The following is a 19,274-nucleotide window of genomic DNA, read 5'->3' as shown; positions in this document are numbered from 1 at the left end:
CGCCGTTTTAGGGCGCCAAAAGGGCCGTTACGGAGCAACCGACGACGCCGGGTCCACAGTTTTCGGGTCATGGCGGACCGGGGCGCCGGCGGCAAAGGACCGCACCTTGGCGTCGTTCCAGATGTGGGCGGGCACCGCGCCGCCCAGCAGGCGCCGCGCCAGCCCGGGGTCGTCGTCGAACGGGACATCACTGCCGGCCATGATCATGTTCCCGTAGCGCCTGCCCTTGAGCATCGCCGGGTCCGCGATGATCACGGTGTGTTTGAAAGTCTCCGCGATGGTCGCGGCGTCCTCGCGGGCGTTCTTCAGGTCCGGGGCGTCGCCGGAATTCACCACGTAGATCCCGCCGGGGGCAAGGACGCGCTGCACGTGCCCGTTGAATTCGCCGGTGGTGAGGGGCCGCGGCGTGAGCGAGCCGGCAAACACATCGCGGATGACCAGGTCACGGGTCTGCGGCGTCAGGCTTTCAGTCACCTCGCGGGCCTCCCCCACCCGCAGGCGCATCAGTGGCGCCTTCGGCAGGTCAAACCAGCCGCGGACATACTCTGCCAGCTTGCCGTCCAGTTCCACCACCACCTGGCGGGCCTCCGGGTAGGCGGCGTGGAAGTAGCGCGCCAGTGAGCATGCTCCCCCGCCGAGGTGCAGGGCGCGCAGCTTTGGCCGCGGTTCCCGCGGCCAGCGCGACTCCACCAGGGCCGCGATCCAGCGCATGTACTCAAAGTCGAGGAACAGCGGATCCGCGAGGTCGATATGCGAACTCATGACGCCGTTGATCCGGAGCAACCAGCCGCTGGAGTTGTCCTGGTCAGGGATGAGCTCGCAGTCACCGGTGTCGATGTAGTAAATGCCCTCCACGGGCCCGTCGGGGCGGCTGCCCTTCGGCACGTCCACCACTCCGGCCGTCTTTTCGGTGCTGTTCCGGCCGGCAGCCCTGCCCCGCTTCGCCATCAGCCATGCACCGTTTTGCTCATGTTTCCAGCCTAGTTCACCGGCCGCCGCGCCATCCCCCGCTATGGGCCCGCCGTGCTGGCCCGGTTTCGGCGGTATCCCGGCCCCTCCGCCAGCCGAAAAAATTAAAACCAAGGGTACTTACTAATTGATAGTAATCATGCTTACTATTAGTTCCCCAGTTATTGCTGGTTCGTGATCAGCAGCCGATCTTGAAAGAGAGCGAAGATGACAGAGAACCAATGGCCCCAGGACGGCAGCTACGGCACGCCTACGGCCACCCAGCAGACTCCCCTCCGGCCGGAAACCACCTTCCCTCCGGTTCCCAACGGCAGCGGCGCAGGCACCTTCGATGACGGCAGCACCTCCAAGACCGACGTGGCCAGGGATGAGGCCGCGGATGTGAAGCGCCAGGCCGCAGACTCCGCCCACAGTGTGGCCGAGACCGCCAAGACCGAGGCCTCCAACGTCGCGGCCGAAGTGAAGACCAACGCCAAGGATCTCCTGCACCAGGCCAAGTCCGATCTGACCGACCAGGCCGGCACGCAACAGCAGAAGGTCGCGGACGGCCTGCGCTCGATTTCCACCGAACTGCACAGCATGGCCACCGCTTCAACGGAGCCTGGCGTGGCCACCGACCTGGTGCGCCAGGCCGCCGAGAGGTCCTCCGCCGTGGCGTCATGGCTCGACGGCCGCGACCCGGGTTCCCTCCTAACCGAGGTGAAGTCCTTCGCCCGCCAGCGTCCCGGCACCTTCCTGCTGCTCGCGGCCGGCGCCGGCGTCCTGGCAGGGCGGCTCAGCCGCAGCCTGAGCGCCGGGGCACCGGACACTCCGGGCACCAGCGCCACCCGGGTCCCGGACACCGGCACGGCGGTTCCGCCGCCGCCCGTCCAAATGCCTGCCCCGGGAGCCACGACGGCGGGCTACGCGGACACCTACCCGCCCAATCCGCTCGACGCCGACCCGCTCGGCAACGGCGACCGGCAGGACCGCTGGGCCTCCGAGCCCGCAGCTTCCGACCCTTTCGGCAACGGCGACCGGCAGGACCCGCTCCGCGACGATCCGTTTGACGGTGGCCGTCGATGACCAGCGAAATGCCCCACACCGCGGCCCACGCCAAAGCCGAAACGTCGTCCCTCGGCGATCTCCTGGGCGATGTCACGCGGGACATGTCCACCCTGATGCGGCAGGAAGTCGAGCTGGCCAAGGTCGAGCTCAAGCAGTCCGCGACCCGCGCCGGCAAGGGCGCCGGGATGCTGGCAGGCGCCGGCGTCGCAGGCCACTTCGTCCTCCTGTTCCTGTCCCTGGCGCTCTGGTGGGCGCTCGGGACGGTAATGGGGCTCGGCTGGTCCGCCGTCGTCGTCGCCGTTGTCTGGGGCGTCGTCGCAGCCATCCTGGCGGCCATGGGCCGCAAGGAACTCAACGCGATCAAAGGCATGCCCCAGACCGCCGAGACGCTTCAGGAAATCCCGCCCACCCTCAAGCCCACCCCCTAGGTACAGCGAGGAAACACGATGAGTGAAAACCCGGATGTCATCCGAGCAGATATTGAAGCAACCCGAGCGCGGCTGGGCACGAACGTCGATGCCGTCGCGGACAAGGTCACCCCGTCCCACATCGTCCAGCGCCAAACTGACAGAGTTAAAGACGCCGTCTTCGGCGCGAAGGAGAAGGTCATGGGGTCTGCCGACCACACTGCGGGCACCATGCACTCGGCCGCCGGCAGCGCCGGGGCGCACCTGAGCGACGCCGGTGCCGCGATCGGAGATGCGCCCACCCAGGTCAAGACCAAAACACAGGGCAACCCGCTGGCGGCAGGACTGATCGCCTTCGGGGCCGGCCTGCTCGTCTCCTCCCTGATCCCGGCCAGCCAGAAGGAACGCGAAGCCGCGGATGCCCTGAAGACTGCGGCCGAACCGCTCACCACGGAACTCACCGAGGCCGCCAAGAACGTGGCAGAAGGCCTCCGGGAGCCGGCACAGGAAGCCGTGGAGAACGTCAAGGCAACAGCCGCCGACGCCACCGAGCACGTGAAGTCGGAAGGCCAGGGCGCCGTGGCGGACGTCAAGGACCGGACGGCCGAGGCCAAGGACAACGTCCAGCAGCTCTAGTCCCGCTTGACCCGGCCGGCCGCCCTGCGCACACGCGTGCGGGCGGCCGGCCGATGTGCTTAACCCGATGAAAGAAGATTTCCCATGGCCCAGAACCCTGCCACGGCAGACAATGACTCTATGACCGACGCCGAAACGGCTGAGAGCAGCACCGCCAAGGCCCGCACGGCACCCGCTCCGGACGACTCCCGCAAACCGGACAGTCCGGCCGACGTCACCAAGCCCTCGTGGAAGTACATCGCGAAGAAGACCCTGCGTGAGTTCACGAAGGACCAGTGCCCTGACCTCGCCGCCGCCCTGACCTACTACTCGGTCCTCTCAATATTCCCCGCCCTCTTGGCCCTTGTGTCCCTGCTGGGCATCTTTGGTCAGGCTGAGAAGACCACGTCCGCGCTCTTGGAGATCGTCCAAGGTTTCGCGCCGGCTGAAACCGTCGAGGCGATCCGCCAGCCGATCGAGCAGCTCAGCAGTAACTCAGCAGCCGGACTCACCCTGGTGGTGGGTATTGTCACCGCCCTCTGGTCCGCGTCAGGCTACGTCGGGGCGTTCGGACGGGCCATGAACCGGGTCTACGAAATCGACGAGGGCCGGCCGTTCATCAAACTTCGGGGCACGATGCTGGCAGTCACCATTGCCACCGTGCTGATCGTCCTGGTCCTTTCAGCCATGCTGGTCCTGAGCGGGCCGGTGGCCGAGTCCGTCGGCAACACCATCGGCCTGGGCGGCGCCGTCCTGACGGCCTGGAACATTCTCAAATGGCCAGTGATCCTGTTGCTCGTGATCCTTGCGATCGCCATCCTCTACTACGCCACACCGAACGTGAAGCAGCCGAAGTTCCGCTGGATGAGCCTTGGATCGGCCATCGCTCTGGTGATCTTCCTGCTGGCCTCCCTGGCCTTCGCCTTCTACGTGGCCAACTTCAACAGCTACGACAAAACGTACGGTGCGATCGGCGGCGTGATCGTCTCGCTGCTGTGGCTCTGGATCCTCAACATGTCCCTGCTGTTCGGGGCGGAGTTCGACGCCGAGATGGAGCGGGGCCGCCAGCTCCAGGCCGGCATCGAAGCCGAGGAAACCATCCAGTTGCCGCCCCGGGATACCAAGCAGAGCGACAAGCTGCAGGCGCGCGAAGAGGAAGACATCCAGCGCGGCCGCGAATTGCGTGAGCGGAGCAGTCGTGCGGACACCGACGCCGCCACGCCCCGGCCCGGTCCCGCCTCCGAGCCGAGCAACCCGCGGGACCAAAGCCCCTAGCCCTTCGGGGCCCCCATGCGTTCTACTGGGGCCAAAGTACCGCCCGGAGGCGGACACAGCTGACCGGGAGGACGCATGACGGCACCCGATACAGGGCAGGGCCCCGGAACGGTGGCCGTGGGCTACGACGGCTCGGAGGCTGCGCAGGACGCCGTCCGGTGGGCCGCGGAATATGCCGCTACCGGAAATTACAGGATGCGGGTGGTCCACGCCTGGGTCTGGCCGGTGTTCACCAAGAAGCTCGGCCCGGTCAAGGGCGTGGAGGGCAGCGGGCTGCGGCACTCGGCGGAGGCGATCCTCGCCGAGGGCGTTGACCTTGCCCGCGCGTCCCTCGCCGCCGCCCGGACCACCGCACAATCGGCACAAACCGGCCCCGCATCCGCTGCGCCTGTCCCCGCCGACGGAGCCCCGGCCGACGGAGCCGCTGAAGGAGTGGCCCCCGGCGCCACCGCCGGAACCGATTCCGACGTCGAAGGGGTCATGGAAGCAGGACTCCCGGCGCCGGTGCTGCGCGACGCGACGGGTGACGCCCGCCTCCTGGTGGTCAGCAGCCGCGGCCTGGGGGGTGTGCTGGGGCATGTTGCCGGATCGGTCTGCCTGGCCCTGGCCGGGTCCTCGCCCTGCCCGTTGATGGTGATCCGCCGCCGGCGCGGCCCCGGGCAGGCCGCGGCCCCCGTTGTGGTTGGCATCGACGGGACGTCCCGGAGCTCCGCGGCGCTGGCCGGTGCCGCCCGTCTTGCCACGATCATCGGCGCGCCTCTGCAGATTGTCCATATCGACAAGACCTCCGGCAGGACCCGTGAAGGCCATGGCCGGCATGTCAGGCACGGCCAGGACCTGCTGGACCATTTCCTGGCGGAGGCCCGGTCGCTGGCCCCGGACCTGTCGATCACCGGCGTCCTGCGGGAAGGCCACGCGGCGTCCAAGGAACTACTGGCGGCCGCCACTGACGCCGAGGTCCTGGTGATTGGAACCCATAACCGTGAGGGCGGGCCCGGGAACACCGTCACCGCCGTCCTAAATAAGGCGCGTTGCAACGTCCTGATTACGCGCTGATCCCACCCACCGGACCACCGCCTTCAGAGGGGAGCTGAAGGTTTTAGCAGAGGAGGACGCCCGTGCGAGCCTGGCGGGTAGGACAGCCCGGACCGATGAGAAGCGGCCCCCTCGTGGCGGATGAGTGCCCCGATCCCATACCCGGCCCCGGGGAGGTGCTCTTGAAGGTCCGGGCTTGCGGGGTCTGCCGCACGGACCTTCACTTGGCCGAGGGCGACCTCGCCCCGCGGCACCCCGGCGTCATTCCGGGCCACGAAGTGGTGGGCGAAGTAGTGGCGTGCGGGCCCCGCGCCACACGGTTCTCCCCCGGCGACCGGATCGGGGCGGCCTGGCTCGGCGGGACCTGCGGCGTCTGCCGCTTCTGCCTGCGCGGGCAGGAGAACCTCTGCCTCTCGCCCCTGTTCACCGGCTGGGACCGCGACGGCGGCTACGCGGAACTCATGACGGTGGCCGAGGACTTCGCCTACCGGCTCCCGTCAAGCTTCCCGGACGAAGAAGCTGCGCCCCTGCTGTGCGCGGGCATCATCGGCTACCGCGCGCTTTCCCGGGCCGAGCTGCCGATCGGCGGCCGGCTCGGAATTTACGGCTTTGGCGGGTCAGCGCATCTGGCGGCACAGATCGCCCTCTACCGGGGTGCCCGCGTGTACGTGATGACGCGGTCGGAGGAAGCGCGCAACCTGGCCCTTGAGCTGGGGGCGACCTTTGTGGGCGGCGCCGATGAGCAGCCGCCGGATCCGCTGGACTCGGCCATACTGTTCGCTCCGGCCGGCGACCTGGTTCCGGTGGCCCTGCGGGCCCTGGACCGCGGCGGCACGCTCGCCGTGGCCGGCATCCACCTGAGTGACATTCCGCCGCTGCACTACGCCACGGAGCTGTTCCAGGAACGCCAGTTGCGCAGTGTCACGGCCAACACCCGGGCCGACGGCGAAGAGTTCTTCCGCATCGCCGCGGAGATCCCGCTTCGGCCCACCACGGTGCCCTATCCGTTCTCGGCCGCGGACCGGGCCCTGCTGGACCTGTCGGAGGACCGGATCACGGGCGCTGCCGTGCTGCGGATGGATTCCGCGTAGCCGGCGACCATGGGGCCGGGTCAGGCGGCCGGCGCGTCCGTGCGGGATCGCCCGGTCAGTCGTCCCGGCGCAGGAACTCGTGTTCCTGCCCGGCCCGGAGCAGCACCCGCCGCGTACCCACCCGCACCAGCACCGGGGCCGCGTCCCCGGGAGCTGCCGACACCCTCAGGCGGTCGCGCTCCAAATGCACGGCAAGCATCTGGTCCCGGTAGCGGACCCGGAAGTCCACGCGGCTGAGCTCCGCTGGCAGCCGGGGCGCGAAATCGAGGGCATCGCGGGTGATCCGCAGCCCGGCGAAACTGCGCTGCACGACGTCGATCGTCCCGGCCATGGCACCCAGATGGATGCCGGAGCTGGTGGTTCCGCCCTGGGTGTCGTCCAGGTCCGCGTCCAGAGCCTCCCGAAAGGTCACCCACGCCCGCTCGGGATCGCGCTGCGCCAACACCGAGGCGTGGGCCACCCGGCTGAGCGTGGATCCGTGCGCCGTCCGGGCCAGGTAGAAGTCCACCGTGGCGGCCATCTGCGGGGAGGTGACGGCATAACCCATCCGGGCCAGGAACCGGATGAGCTGGTCCTCGCCCAGGACGTACAGCAGCATCAGGACGTCGGCTTGTTTGGCCAGCCGGTAATGATTGGTGCTGTCCCCTTCCGCCTCCAGGATCAGGTCAAGCCGCTCGATGAGCCCATAGCTGCGCCGGTAGTGTTTCCAGTCGAGTTCCCGGAGCGCACTGTAGCCGTCGAACTGGCTGATGACACCGTCGTCGTGGAACGGGACGAACATGCGCCGGCTGAGGTGTTCCCAGGCCGCGATCTCGGCGGCGGTGATCAGCAGCCGGGCGCGCAGTTCGTCCATATCGAAGCCCTGGACCGAATGCATGATCCAGACGGCTTGGTCGAAAACCCACGCCGCCATGATGTTGGTGTACGCGTTGTCGTTCAGTCCGCCGCCAGGGTTGCCCGGGTTGCCGGTGTGGTATTCGTCCGGACCCATAACGCCGCGGAGGTGGAAACGGTCATGCGCCGCATCGAATTCGGCCATCGACGCGAACAACCGTGCGACGTCGACGATGATTTCCGCACCGTGCCCGGTCAGCCACCCGCGGTCCTGGGTGGCCTCGAAGTACTGCCAGGCGTTGTAGGCGACAGCGAGTCCAACATGCCGCTGAAGCCGGGAATAGTCCGGCATCCAATGCCCGGACAGCCGGTTGAACAGCAGCTTAGGTGTCTGTTCGGTGCCGTCCCCGCCGCTTTGCCACGGGAACAGCGCCCCCTTCAGCCCGGCCGCCCGCGCGGCATCGCGCGCTGCACCGAGCCGCCGCCACCGGTAGTCGATCAGCTCCCGCGCGAGGGACGGCAGCCGGGAGTTGAGCAGCGGGAGGACGAACAGTTCGTCCCAGAAGACGTGGCCCCGGTAGCCCTCGCCATGCAGCCCGCGGGCCGGAACGCCGGCGTCCAGTTCCGCGGTGTGGGTGGTGAGCGTCTGCAGCAGGTGGAAGACGTGCAGGTTGAGGATGAGCTGCGCCTGGGAGCTGGCGTCGAACTCAATAACGAAGGGCTGGAGCAGGATCGCCCACGCGGCCTCGTGCTCGGCCTGCAGTGCCTCAAAACCGCCCGACGCGCGGGCCAGGACTGCCCGCGCGGCCGTCAGCGGCGAGGCAATGGCGTGGTCCCGGGAAGAGGCCACGGCCACGGTTTTCAGCACTGTCAGCTGCTCCCCCTCGGCCAGGGAAACATCGAAGCGGTGCGTATACAGGCCGCCCAGCTGCTCGGGAATCCCGGCCCCCGCCGGTCCGCCGGTCCGGACGACGGCGGTCCGGAGCGCGAGGGCGATCCCGATCCCGCTGGTGACGGTCCGGGCTTCCACCGTGAGCTCCGCGGCGCCCGGGCCGGCCCCGGATGCGGAGACCTGGACGGACCCCAGATGCCGGTTGGACAATGCCGCGTCCTCGGGAACGTTGGAGTTGGTGACGTCCGTGTCGCAGCCGCTGCGGACACTCATGTCCCCGCCCCAGCCGACCGCCGTGATGACAGTCTCGAGCGCCGCGAGGTGCGGCGCGGCCATGGAGACGAGGCGGCGCTGCAGCAGCTGGAGCTGCCGGCCGGCGTCGTCCTCCAGGATCGCTTCCCGGGTCAGCACGGCACGCTTCAAATCCAGGGTGCGCCGCTCGCTGCGGAGCGAGAGCCCGCCCTCGGACCACCACGCACCGTCGCCGATCCGGAGGTCCAGAGGCAGCCAGTCGGGGATGTTGACCATGTGCTCGTCCACCGTCTCCTGGCCCAGGACAACGCTGCGCAGGGAGTTGTAGACGCCGGCGAGGTAGCTGCCCGGGTAGTGCACTTCCCCGGCGCGGTGCTCCGGCGCCGCACCCCTGGTGGCCAGGTAGCCGTTGCCCAGGGTGGTGAGGGCTTCACGGTGGCGTTCGTGCGCCGGGTCGAAGCCCTCGTAGACCAGCAGCCACGGGTGGGTGATGACGAGTCCGATATCAAGTTGGCTGAGATCTTCGACGACGACGTCGGCGCCCGCCGCCTCCAGCGCTTCCCGGCGCCCGTCCCGGTCGATGCCAACGACGAGCCCGAAGCCGCCGCGCCGCCCGGCTTCCACCCCGGCGGCTGAGTCCTCGATGACCATGGCCCGGGCCGGCGGAATCTCGAGCCGGCGCACCGCTTCCAGCGGCAGCGCGGGGGCAGGCTTGCCCCCGACGTCGCGGTCCAGGGCCGTCTGCCCGTCGATGACGTGATCGAAGACGTCCTCCAGGCCCGCGGCACCCAGCAGTGCCCCCGCGTTCCGGGCGGAGGTGGCCAGCACCACGGGAATCCGGCCCGCCTTCAGCCTGCCAAGCAGGTCCGCGGTACCGGGGAACGCCCGGACCGGGTTGTTGCCGAGCAGTTTCTCGAACAGTTCGCTCTGGCGTGCCGCGAGCCCGAAGGCTGTCCACGCCCCGGAGCCGTCCGTGGGCGAGCCGTCCGGGACTGCCCCGCCGCGGGAGCCGAGGAAGGCGGCTACCGCGCCCTCCCAGGTCCGGCCAGCCACCTGGTCCCGGTAGTCGTCGGCGGTAAACGGGTCCCGGCGGGTTCCGGCGGGCAGCCGCGGGTCCTGGAGGGCGTCGTCGAAGAGTTCCTTCCACGCCGCCGCGCGGAGCTCCGCCGTGTCCGTGACCACTCCGTCGAGGTCCAGGATCACGGCATCAACGGGGGCCAGGGCGGCGGCAACGGTGGGCGACTCCGTCATGCCACACCCGGATCCACGTTCCGGACACCGCGGCGGTCCCGTTCCGCCGCAATTACCTGCCCGTCCCGGGCTTCCCTGACGGCCATCAGCCCAGCAACGCATCGAGCGTGGTGAAGCCGTAACCGGCATGCCGGATCCGCTCGATCATCCCGGGCAGGGCGTCTGCGTCCAGGGTGGTTCCGTCGTCGGGATTGGAACCGATGTGCATCAGCACGATCTCGCCCGGCTGCAGCCGGGCGAGCACGCGGTCCGCCACGATCCGCGCCGTGATCCCTCCGCTGCTGCCCTTCCAGCCCAGGGTATCCACGGTCCAGCGGACGGGAAGATAACCGTAGGCGTTGACCGTGGCGATGGTCCGGGCGTCCCGGTCGCCAAGGGGGAACCGGAACAGCGGACGGGGGTCTCCTCCGCCGGCCTGGATTGCCTGCTGTGCCGCCGAGAGCTGCTGTCCGATCGCGGCATCGCTGAGTCCGGTGAACCCCGGATGGGTCATGGAGTGGTTGCCCAGGCGGTGGCCGCCCGCGACGATCGCGGCGACTCCGGCCGGGTTGGCCGCGGCCCAGTTGCCGGTCAGGAAAAACGTGCCGCGCACGCCTTTGGCGGACAGCGTCTTCAGGATGCTTGGCAGCCCCGCCGAGTTGGCGCCGGCGTCGAACGTCAGGGCCACCACCGCTCCGGCCCCCGGAATCACTTCGAGGTCGCGGCCGGCCAGGGCGGCAGGAAACGGCGGGGGCGCCGGAGCGGGAGGCTTCGGAGCCGGGACGGCGGGCGGCGGTGCGGGAGCCGGGGCGGCCGGGACCGTTGCGCTGGCGGTGGGGGCCGGAGCGTCCGACGGTGGCGGCGGGGGCGCGGCACTGGCCGGCGTCATCGCAGACGGACTCGCAGTGGCCGAGGGCGAAGCCGGACTGTCAGTGGCCGACGGCGGGGATGTCGGCCCCGCCGCGGGTGGCACCGACGAGAAGACGCCCGCCAGCACCACCGCGGCGGCCAGCAACAGCACGGCAAGCGCAACCGCGAGCCATCGGCGTCGCTCGCCCCGGAAGATCGCCCACATGATTCACTGTGGCGCCGCCGGTCGCAGCGGGACTAGGGCTGAAAGGCCCGCGCGGCCTGCGGCGCGGCGGGAATCAGGCGGTCGGTCCGGCACCGGTCGAACAAGCTGATAAAGGCATCTTCCGTGCGGCGGTACCCGGTGAAGCCCGCCAGTCGGCTCTTGCTCATGTCGGTGACCACTTCGAGGTTCCGGCCCAGATCACCGTCTGTGTGCCACCAGGACGCGAGCCGTGCCAGTTGGGGTTCAGCCAGCCCATAGCGGGCGGCCATGTCCGCCCAGACGCCCTCCCTGCCGAGCATCTGCTGTTCCAGCGGGCGGGGCTGCCCGGAGTAGCCTTCGGGCTCGACGCCGAAATAGGCGGCCAGCGCGGGCCACATTCGCCGCCAGCGGAAGATGTCACCGTTGACGATGTTGTAGGCCTCGTCGCCTACCCCGTCGGCGGTGGCCGCCCAGATCATGTGTTCTGCCAGCAGACCGCTGTCGGTCATGTCAGTCAGGCTGTTCCACTGCGTCTCGGAGCCGGGAAAGATGAAGGGTTGCCCGAGTTCGCGGCAAATGGATGCCTGTACGGCGAGCGTGAGACCCATGTTCATCGCATTTCCGACCGCATGCCCTATCACCGTATGCGCCCGGTGGACGGACCAGCCGAAGCCTTGCTTCCCCGCGGCAGCCCACAACTCGTCCTCCTGGGCGTAGTAGAAGTTGGGCGTCGGCAGCCTCGGCTCGCTTTCGCGGAAGGGAGTGTCCGGCATCTCCCCCGCCGCATACGCTTCAAAGGGGCCCAGATAGTGCTTCAGCCCGGTCATGAGGGCCACATGCTTCACCGGGTGGCTGCTGAGGCTGGCGAGCAGGTTCCGCAGCATGGCCGCATTGGTCTCGATGTTTTCTTGTTCCGTGTTCATCCGCGACCAGGCGGTGTAGAACACGTGGCTCGGCCTTTCGCCGGCCAGGGCTGTCCGCAAGCTCTCCACCGAATTCAGATCCGCGCTCACTTGGCGGATACCGCCGCGCCGGATCCGGCTGCGGGACAGGGCCACCACGTCCCAGCCCTCATCCACGAGCCTGTCGACCAGGGCGGATCCGGCAATCCCCGTGGCCCCAACCACCAAGGCAGTCTTCGTGTTGACGGTGTCTGAACTGCTTTGCACGCCATTCCTCCTGATACTGTCCGTTGCGCCGTCACCGGGTCCCAGGCTGCGGGCCGGTCTGGCCGGGACGGCTCGCTCCCGGCCCGTTCCAGCGTCTCATGCCTGTGGGGGGCGGCCCGCCGGCGCTTCGTAACCTGGGCCCGAACGGGCCTCCGGGGAAGGGGACGGCAGTAGGATGCAATTAGTGGAAGGCGCGTGAAGATAGCGCGAATTCGAAGGCAGGATATCCGTGAAACTCTTGCTCCGCTATCCGCTGGTTGCGGGCACTCTCGTTGCCCTGCTCGGGGTGCTGATACTCCTGCTGTCCGGGCAGCTGTTGATTGCGCAGATCGCAGCCAGCATCTATGCCCTGGCCGTGGCGGCTTACCTTGCCGTCGGGATGGCCCGCCGGCTGGCGGGCGGCCAATGGGGCATCGACATCCTGGCGGTCACCGCGATCGTCAGCACCGTCCTGGTGGGCGAGTTCATCGCGTCCATGATCATTGTCCTCATGCTGGCCGGCGGGACCGCCCTCGAGGACTACGCCGCCGGCCGGGCCAAAAAGGAACTGACGTCCCTGCTGGAACGCGTCCCGCAGACGGCCCACCGCGAGCGCGGCGGCACCTCCGCCGCCGGAACCCAAACTGACGGATCCACCGCATCCGAATCGCAAACAAACGGCCAGCACGAGGACGTGGCCGCCACTGATGTCCGGATCGGCGACATCCTGCTGGTGCGGCCCGGTGAGGTGGTGCCGCTGGACGGCGTCCTGCTCTCCGAATCCGGCACCTTCGACGAATCCTCACTCACCGGGGAGAGCCTGCCGGTGGAACGGGTCGCCGGCGATCCGCTGATGAGCGGATCCCTCAACGGCGAGGCCGCGGTCCGGATGCAGGTATCGGCCCTGATGGAGGATTCGCAGTACAGCCGCATTGTTGCCCTGGTCAAGGAAGCCTCGGAGAGCAAGGCACCCATGGTGCGGCTGGCTGACCGGTATGCCATACCCTTCACGGCCCTCGCCTACGCCCTGGGCGCCGCCGGCTGGATCATCAGCGGAGACCCTGCCCGGTTCGCCGAAGTGCTGGTGGTGGCCACTCCCTGCCCGCTGCTGATCGCTGCCCCCGTGGCGTTCCTCGGCGGGATGAGCCGCGCCGCGCATTCCGGCATCATCGTCAAATACGCCGGCGTCCTGGAACAACTGAGCCGGATCAAGACGGCCGCCTTCGACAAGACGGGCACCCTGACCTACGGCCGGCCCGCCCTGATCGGTGTCCGGACAGCCGGGTCCCTGACGGAGGACGAGGTCCTGGGTCTGGCGGCCTCGGCCGAACAGTATTCCTCCCATGTGCTGGCCGCCTCGGTGATGGACGCAGCGCGGGACCGCGGCCTGGTCTTCGAATCCGCCACGGAAGCCAGTGAATTCGCCACACACGGCGTCCGGGCCCGCTTCGACGGCCGCGACGTGGTGGTCGGCAAGCCCAAATTTGTCGCCGAATCGGCCGCCGGCGTCGCGGAAATGGCACTGGCCAGCGGCGAACTCGCCATTTACGTGGGCGTGGCCGGTGAATTCGCCGGCGCACTCGTGATGAGCGACCCGATCCGCACGGAAGCCCGCCGCACGCTGGCGGAGCTGGAGTCCATGGGCGTGACCCGGACAGTCATGCTGACCGGGGACGCGCTCGCCACCGCCCAGCACATCGCACAAGGGGCCGGCCTCACCGATGTCCGCGCCGAGTGCCTGCCGCCGGACAAGGTTGAAGCCGTCCGGTCCCTGCCGCTCCGTCCGGTCATGATGGTCGGCGACGGCGTCAACGACGCCCCCGTCCTGGCGGTCGCCGACGTCGGGATCGCCATGGGCGCACGCGGCTCGACGGCGGCCGGCGAGTCCGCCGACGTCGTGATCATCCTCGACGACCTGTCCAAGGTGGCGTCCGCCGTGCGGATCGGGCAGCGCACCGTGAAGGTGGCGCTGCAGAGCATCTGGATCGGCATCGGGCTGAGCGTCGCCTTGATGCTCGCGGCGGCGGCCGGCTATGTCCCGGCGATCGCCGGGGCCCTGTCCCAGGAACTCGTGGACCTGGCCACGATCCTCAACGCGCTGCGCGCGCTCAGTCCCGGCAAGAGTGCCGGCAGGGGCGCCGGGAAGAAGGGAACGGGCACCCCGGGGACGCGTCGAACGCTCGACGGCGGCGCTACCGGGCCGGCGCCTGTTTCTCGGCTTCCGCGATCCGCGGAACAGTCCTGAGGTAGCTGTCCGGGTTCAGCGAGATCGAGTCGATGCCCTCGCGGACCAGGAATGCCGCGAACTCCGGGTGGTTGCTGGGACCCTGGCCGCAGATGCCGATCTTGATCCCGGCGGCATGGGCCTTGCGGATGGCCTCGCTGATCATCGCCATGACGGCCTCGTCCCGCTCATCGAAGAGCGCGGCCAGCTGCGCCGAATCCCGGTCCACGCCCAGGACCAGCTGGGTGAGGTCATTGGAGCCGATGGAGAAGCCGTCGAAGCGGGTGGCAAACTTTTCCGCGAGGACAACGTTGGATGGGATCTCGCACATCATGTAGACCTGCAGGCCGTTCTCACCCCGGACCAGGCCGTTCTCCGCCATCACGGACAGCACCCGGTCCGCTTCCTGCGGGGTCCGGCAGAACGGGATCATCACGATGATGTTGCCGAAGCCGAGCTTCTCCCGGACCCGTTTGAGGGCCGCACACTCAAGGGCGAATCCCTCGCGATAGCGCTCGTCGTAGTATCGGGAGGCGCCGCGGAAGCCGAGCATGGGGTTCTCCTCCGGTTCCTCGAAGGCCGAACCGCCAATCAGGTGCGCGTACTCGTTGGTCTTGAAATCGCTGAGCCGCACGATCACGGGCCGGGGATGGTACGGCGCGGCGATCTTGGCGATGCCGAGGGCCAGGGCGTCCACAAAGTAGTCCTTCGGGTCCGCGTAGCTGCTGGTGAGGAGGCGGATCTGCTCTGCGTCCCCGGCGTCGGTGACCCGCTCCGGGTGGACCAGCGCCATCGGGTGGACCCGGATGAGGCTGCTGATGATGAATTCCATCCGGGCGAGCCCGACGCCGTCGGCGGGCAGCCGCCACCATTGGAAGGCGGCGGCGGGGCTGGCGATGTTGACCATGACTTTGGTGCGCGTTTCCGGCAGCTCCCCGAGGTCCACCTCCTCGGTGTCGAATGCCAGGCTCCCCTCGTACACGCGACCTTCATCGCCCTCGGCGCACGAAATGGTCACGGCCAGGCCTTCCGCCAGGACCGTGGTGGCGTTGCCGGTGCCGACGACGGCGGGGACCCCGAGTTCGCGGCTCACGATCGCCGCATGGCTTGTGGGGCCGCCGTGGTCGGTGACGATGCCGGCCGCCCGCTTCATGACCGGAACCCAGTCCGGGTCGGTCATCTCCGTGACAAGGATGGCGCCGTCGCGGAAATTCTCGATGTCCGCCGCGCTCCGGATCACGCACGCGGTGCCCTGCGCTATCGAGTCGCCGATCGCGGCGCCGGAGGCCAGCACCGTGCCGGTTTCCCGCAGGTGGTGGAGGGTGAACCGGGAGCCTGATTTCTGCGACTGGACCGTCTCCGGGCGGGCCTGGACCATAAACAGCTCCCCGGTCACGCCGTCCCGGGCCCACTCCATGTCCATCGGCCGCGCGTAGTGCTCCTCCACGCTCACCGCCCAGCGCGCCAGCGCGAGGATCTCGGCGTCGGCCAGGACGAAAGCGCGGCGTTCGGCGTCGGAGGTGTCCACCATCTTGGTCCGCGCATGGCCGCCCCGGCTGTAGACCATCTTCCGGTCCTTGGAACCGAGGGTCTTTTCAATGATCGGGCTGATGTCGCCCGCGCCCGCGGGAGCCGCCAGGAGCGGCTTGAACACAAGGTACTTGTCCGGGTTGATGGTGCCCTGGACCACGGTTTCGCCGAGGCCCCAGGCGGCGCTGACCACGGCCACGCGGGGGAAGCCCGAGTCGGTGTCGATGGAGAACATCACCCCGGAGGCGCCGACGTCGGAGCGCACCATCCGCTGGACGCCGATCGAGAGGGCGACATCGAGGTGGTCAAAGCCCTTGACCTCGCGGTAGCTGATGGCCCGGTCGGTGAACAGGGAGGCGTAGCAGCGGCGGCAGGCGTCCAGGAGTTCACGTTCCCCGGTGATGTTCAGGAATGTCTCCTGCTGCCCGGCGAAGCTGGCGTCCGGCAGGTCCTCGGCGGTGGCGCTGCTTCGGACCGCGACCGAGAGCCGGTCCTGGCCGGCGCGCTCCCCCAGGTCCCGGTAATGGGAACGGATGGATCCGGCGATGTCGTCGGGAAACTCGCTGTCCAGGAACAGCTCCCGGATGGCCTCCCCGGTGGCGCGCAGCGACGTTTCACCCGCGCGATAGGACTGGATCCGCGAGCGCATCGCGGCCTCGATCCCGTTGGCGTCGAGGAACCGGCGGTAGGCGTCCGCGGTGGTGGCGAAGCCGTCCGGCACCCGCACACCCTTGGCTTTGAGGGACTGGATGAGTTCGCCGAGGGACGCGTTCTTGCCGCCCACCTGCGGGACATCACCCATGCCGATCTCTTCGAACCACAACACCGGGGAGTCAGCCATGCACCCATCCTGTGGCGGCGGGCGGTCCGGGGTCAGAGTCTTTGGACCTTTGTGCCCGGTGTGGCAGTCCCGGCCCGGCGGTGGCGGGCGATCTTGTACAGCCAGTCGGCGAGCAGCACGGCGGGTATGGCGGCGAGCGCCACCGCCAGGCCACCGGGCGACGGCGGGGCGTGGCCCAGCAGGGCGGCCAGCGGTCCGAGGAACAGGAAGACGGCCAGCAGTCCCAGTTCGGCCAGCACCGCCCACACCAGCAGCCGGTTGCTGAACCAGCCGAGCCGCCAGGGCGGCACGGAGGCGCTGCGGCAGGCAAACGCGTTGGCCAGCTGGGCCAGGACCACGGTGGTGAACGCGGCTCCGGAGGCTGCCATCAGCACGTCCGCCGGGGGCAGTTCCGCGCCCGGCGTCCAGCCGGCACCGAGCAGCACGGCCGTGTACGCCGTCATTTCGAAGAAGGCCTCCACCGGGCCCAGCAGCCCGAACACCCGGAACATCAGCGCCTTGTCCATCAGGTGGCGGCGCTCCGGCGGCCGCTTCAGTGTTCCCTTGCTCGGGGCCTCGCTGCCCAGCGCCAGCGCGGGGAGCAGGTCCGTGCCGATGTCCAGTGCGAGGATCTGGAGCACGCTCAGCGCCAGCGGGAACCGTCCGCCCGAGAGGGCCCAGATGACGAAAGGGGTGAGCTCGGCGACGTTGTCCGTCAGGTGGTAGGTCAGGAAGCGCCGGATGTTCGCGTACGTGGCGCGGCCCTGCTCCACCGCGGCGATGATGGTGGCGAAGTCGTCATCCAGCAGCACCAGGTCCGCCGCCTCGCGGGCGACGTCCGTGCCGCTGAGCCCCATGGCTACACCGATGTCGGCCTGCTGGAGGGCCGGGCCGTCGTTGACGCCGTCACCGGTCATCGCCACCACATGGCCGCGGTGCTGGAGCAGGCGGGCCACCCGGAGTTTCTGTTCCGGGGTGACCCTGCTGACCACCACGCCGTCGCGGTCCAGCAGCGCCGCCAGGACGGCGTCGTCCTCGGGCAGGCTGTGTCCCTCCAACACCAGTTCGGGTGAGCCGATCAGTCCGGTTTCGCGGGCGATGGCGGCGGCGGTGAAGGCATGGTCGCCGGTGACCATGGCCACTTTGATGCCGGCCTCGCGGGCCGCCTCGAGCGCCACCCGGACCTCGGCCCGCGGCGGGTCGTGCAGGCCGATGAGTCCCAGCAGAGTCAGGCCGCTCTCCACTTCCTCGAGCCTGAAGTTGGCGCCCGGCGGGCCGGGCAAGCTCCGCTCGGCCACAGCCAGAACCCGCAATCCATGGGAGGCCATCTGGTCGACCATCTCCAGGGCGCGGCCGGCGCCGTCCTCGCCACACAGTGGAATCACGGATTCCGGTGCCCCCTTGACGAAGAGTGTGGTGCCAACGATCGCGGACTCCCGCAGCCGGCGCGGATCGAAGGCGAAGCGGTGCGACACGTCGGGTTCCTCGGGTTGCTCCCCCGATGCTGCCAGCCGCGCGGCCAGCGCGCCTATGGCGGCCTCCATCGGATCGCCCTCGGCGATCCACCGGCCCTCGTGGGGCACCGCGCGGCCCACGGAGGCGGCCAGCGCGGCGATGCTGAGGTGCCGCGCCTCCCCGGCTCCCGTCCCGGTGACCTCAGCCTCCGGCCCGTACCCTGCGCCGATAATGCTGACCAGCCCGGCCGGGGTCCACACCTCGACGGCGTTCATCCGGTTCTGGGTCAGCGTGCCGGTCTTGTCCGTGCAAATGAAGGTGGTGGAGCCGAGGGTTTCCACCGCTTCCAGGTTCCGGACGAGCGCGTTGCGCTGTGCCATCCGCTGTGCCCCGACGGCCAGGGACAGCGTGACCGTGGGCAGCAGGCCCTCAGGCACCAGCGCCACCATCACGCCGATGGCGAAGAGGAACGCATCGCGCCAGGAGATGCCGACCAGAAGGGAGAGCACGAAGAACAGCGCGCCAATGCCCAGGGCCATCGCGGCGGTGATGCGGACGATTCGTTGCAGTTCCAGCGCCAGCGGACTCGGCGGAGCTTCGACCTTTCCCGTCAGGGCTGCGATTTCGGCGAGCCTGGTTTGCCCGCCCGTGCCCGCCACCACGCCTTCAGCCTGGCCGTTGACCAGGAAGGTCCCGCCATAAACAGTGTCGCCGGGGACTTTGGTGAGCGCCTCGCTCTCACCGGTAAGCATCGATTCGTCCACCGAACAGCCTGCCGCGACGGCCAGCCGGAGGTCCGCCGGGACCCGGTCGCCGGCCACCAGCAGGACGGCGTCGTCCGGGACGAGCTCGGTGGTGTGGATCTTGACGATCCGGCTGTCGCGGCGGACCGAGACCATCGCCGGGAGCAGTTCGCGGAGCTTCGCGGCCGCATGCTGGGCGCGCTCCTGTTGGATATAAGCGAACACCCCGTTGACCAGGATCACGACGACGATCGCGACGGCCAGTTGCGGCATGCCGGCCAGGTAGGCCAGTACGGAGGCACACCACAGCAGGATGGCGAAGAAGTGGGTCAGTTCGGCCAGTAGCCTCCGCCAGCCAGGCACCGTGCCGGCCTCGGGCAGCTTGTTTGCCCCGATTTGTTGCAGCCTTCGCGCCGCCTCCGCCGAGCTCAGGCCGGCGACGCCAGGCAGAGCGCCGGCGTCCGGGCCCCCGACGGGAGCCTCCGGTGTCACGGCTGGCCGGGGCCGCTCAGGCGTAGCACCGCAGACCGGCCCGGGTCAGGTAGCTCATGGATCGAGCGTGCTCCCGGTCGCCGCCGCAGGTTAGGGCCAAAGGTCACGCGGGCGTCTTCAGGCTCGTTCCAGCTCCGTAGCTTGGTCCGGGCCGGCGTACT

The 19,274-nt window shown here is 69.1% G+C and carries 13 protein-coding genes; 7 read left to right on the top strand and 6 right to left on the bottom strand.

Annotation, left to right across the window (positions count from 1 at the left end; translation table 11 throughout):
- Positions 1–27 precede the first annotated feature (27 nt).
- Positions 28–948: a spermidine synthase gene (locus AC6EUH_RS04650; RefSeq protein ID WP_499737929.1), complete on the bottom strand. Its 921-nt coding sequence runs from the start codon at positions 946–948 to the stop codon at positions 28–30.
- A 228-nt stretch (positions 949–1,176) separates the two neighbouring features.
- Here AC6EUH_RS04650 and AC6EUH_RS04645 point away from each other — a divergent pair, with 228 nt between their 5' ends.
- The 6 genes from AC6EUH_RS04645 (at position 1,177) to AC6EUH_RS04620 (ending at position 6,439) form a co-directional block, all read left to right on the top strand.
- The gene (locus tag AC6EUH_RS04645) at positions 1,177–2,034 is read left to right on the top strand and encodes a hypothetical protein (RefSeq protein ID WP_499737928.1); all 858 of its coding nucleotides are present in this window, start codon (positions 1,177–1,179) and stop codon (positions 2,032–2,034) included.
- Complete coding sequence (locus AC6EUH_RS04640) at positions 2,031–2,444, top strand: phage holin family protein (protein WP_499737927.1); 414 nt, start codon at positions 2,031–2,033, stop codon at positions 2,442–2,444. The genes AC6EUH_RS04645 and AC6EUH_RS04640 overlap by 4 nt, the downstream gene beginning before the upstream one ends.
- 18 nt (positions 2,445–2,462) lie before the next feature.
- The gene (locus AC6EUH_RS04635) at positions 2,463–3,059 is read left to right on the top strand and encodes a DUF3618 domain-containing protein (protein ID WP_499737926.1); all 597 of its coding nucleotides are present in this window, start codon (positions 2,463–2,465) and stop codon (positions 3,057–3,059) included.
- Between the two features lie 84 nt (positions 3,060–3,143).
- Complete coding sequence (locus tag AC6EUH_RS04630) at positions 3,144–4,313, top strand: YihY/virulence factor BrkB family protein (RefSeq protein ID WP_499737925.1); 1,170 nt, start codon at positions 3,144–3,146, stop codon at positions 4,311–4,313.
- 75 nt (positions 4,314–4,388) lie between these two features.
- Complete coding sequence (locus AC6EUH_RS04625; RefSeq protein WP_499737924.1) at positions 4,389–5,369, top strand: universal stress protein; 981 nt, start codon at positions 4,389–4,391, stop codon at positions 5,367–5,369.
- A gap of 62 nt (positions 5,370–5,431) precedes the next feature.
- Positions 5,432–6,439 carry a zinc-dependent alcohol dehydrogenase family protein gene (locus AC6EUH_RS04620; RefSeq protein ID WP_082492623.1) on the top strand — a complete coding sequence of 336 codons (1,008 nt, stop codon included), beginning with the start codon at positions 5,432–5,434 and terminating at the stop codon, positions 6,437–6,439.
- A 55-nt stretch (positions 6,440–6,494) separates the two neighbouring features.
- On the opposite strand, the gene AC6EUH_RS04615 is transcribed toward AC6EUH_RS04620, so the two are convergent.
- The 3 genes from AC6EUH_RS04615 to AC6EUH_RS04605 all read right to left on the bottom strand — a co-directional run bounded on the left by AC6EUH_RS04615 (position 6,495) and on the right by AC6EUH_RS04605 (position 11,870).
- Complete coding sequence (locus AC6EUH_RS04615; RefSeq protein WP_499737923.1) at positions 6,495–9,668, bottom strand: HAD-IA family hydrolase; 3,174 nt, start codon at positions 9,666–9,668, stop codon at positions 6,495–6,497.
- Between the two features lie 85 nt (positions 9,669–9,753).
- Positions 9,754–10,536 (bottom strand): polysaccharide deacetylase family protein, encoded by a 783-nt coding sequence (locus AC6EUH_RS04610; RefSeq protein WP_499737922.1) that lies wholly within the window; start codon positions 10,534–10,536, stop codon positions 9,754–9,756.
- A gap of 218 nt (positions 10,537–10,754) precedes the next feature.
- Entirely contained in the window at positions 10,755–11,870 is a 1,116-nt protein-coding gene (locus tag AC6EUH_RS04605; RefSeq protein ID WP_499737921.1) for an SDR family oxidoreductase, read from the bottom strand.
- Positions 11,871–12,099: 229 nt separating this feature from the next.
- Here AC6EUH_RS04605 and AC6EUH_RS04600 point away from each other — a divergent pair, with 229 nt between their 5' ends.
- Positions 12,100–14,094 (top strand): heavy metal translocating P-type ATPase, encoded by a 1,995-nt coding sequence (locus AC6EUH_RS04600; protein ID WP_499737920.1) that lies wholly within the window; start codon positions 12,100–12,102, stop codon positions 14,092–14,094.
- Here the strand turns inward: AC6EUH_RS04600 and ppsA are convergent.
- Positions 14,042–16,444, bottom strand: a complete 2,403-nt coding sequence (gene ppsA / locus AC6EUH_RS04595) for a phosphoenolpyruvate synthase (RefSeq protein ID WP_056427968.1) — start codon at positions 16,442–16,444, stop codon at positions 14,042–14,044. The genes AC6EUH_RS04600 and ppsA overlap by 53 nt on opposite strands.
- Before the next feature lie 32 nt (positions 16,445–16,476).
- A complete protein-coding gene (locus tag AC6EUH_RS04590; protein ID WP_499737977.1) occupies positions 16,477–19,071 on the bottom strand; it encodes a cation-translocating P-type ATPase in 2,595 nt (864 codons plus the stop codon).
- Positions 19,072–19,274 lie beyond the last annotated feature (203 nt).

This window comes from Arthrobacter sp. 001422645, assembly GCF_059816125.1.
Note: the sequence above shows the minus strand (reverse complement) of the source record. Positions and strands in the feature narration are given on the sequence as shown.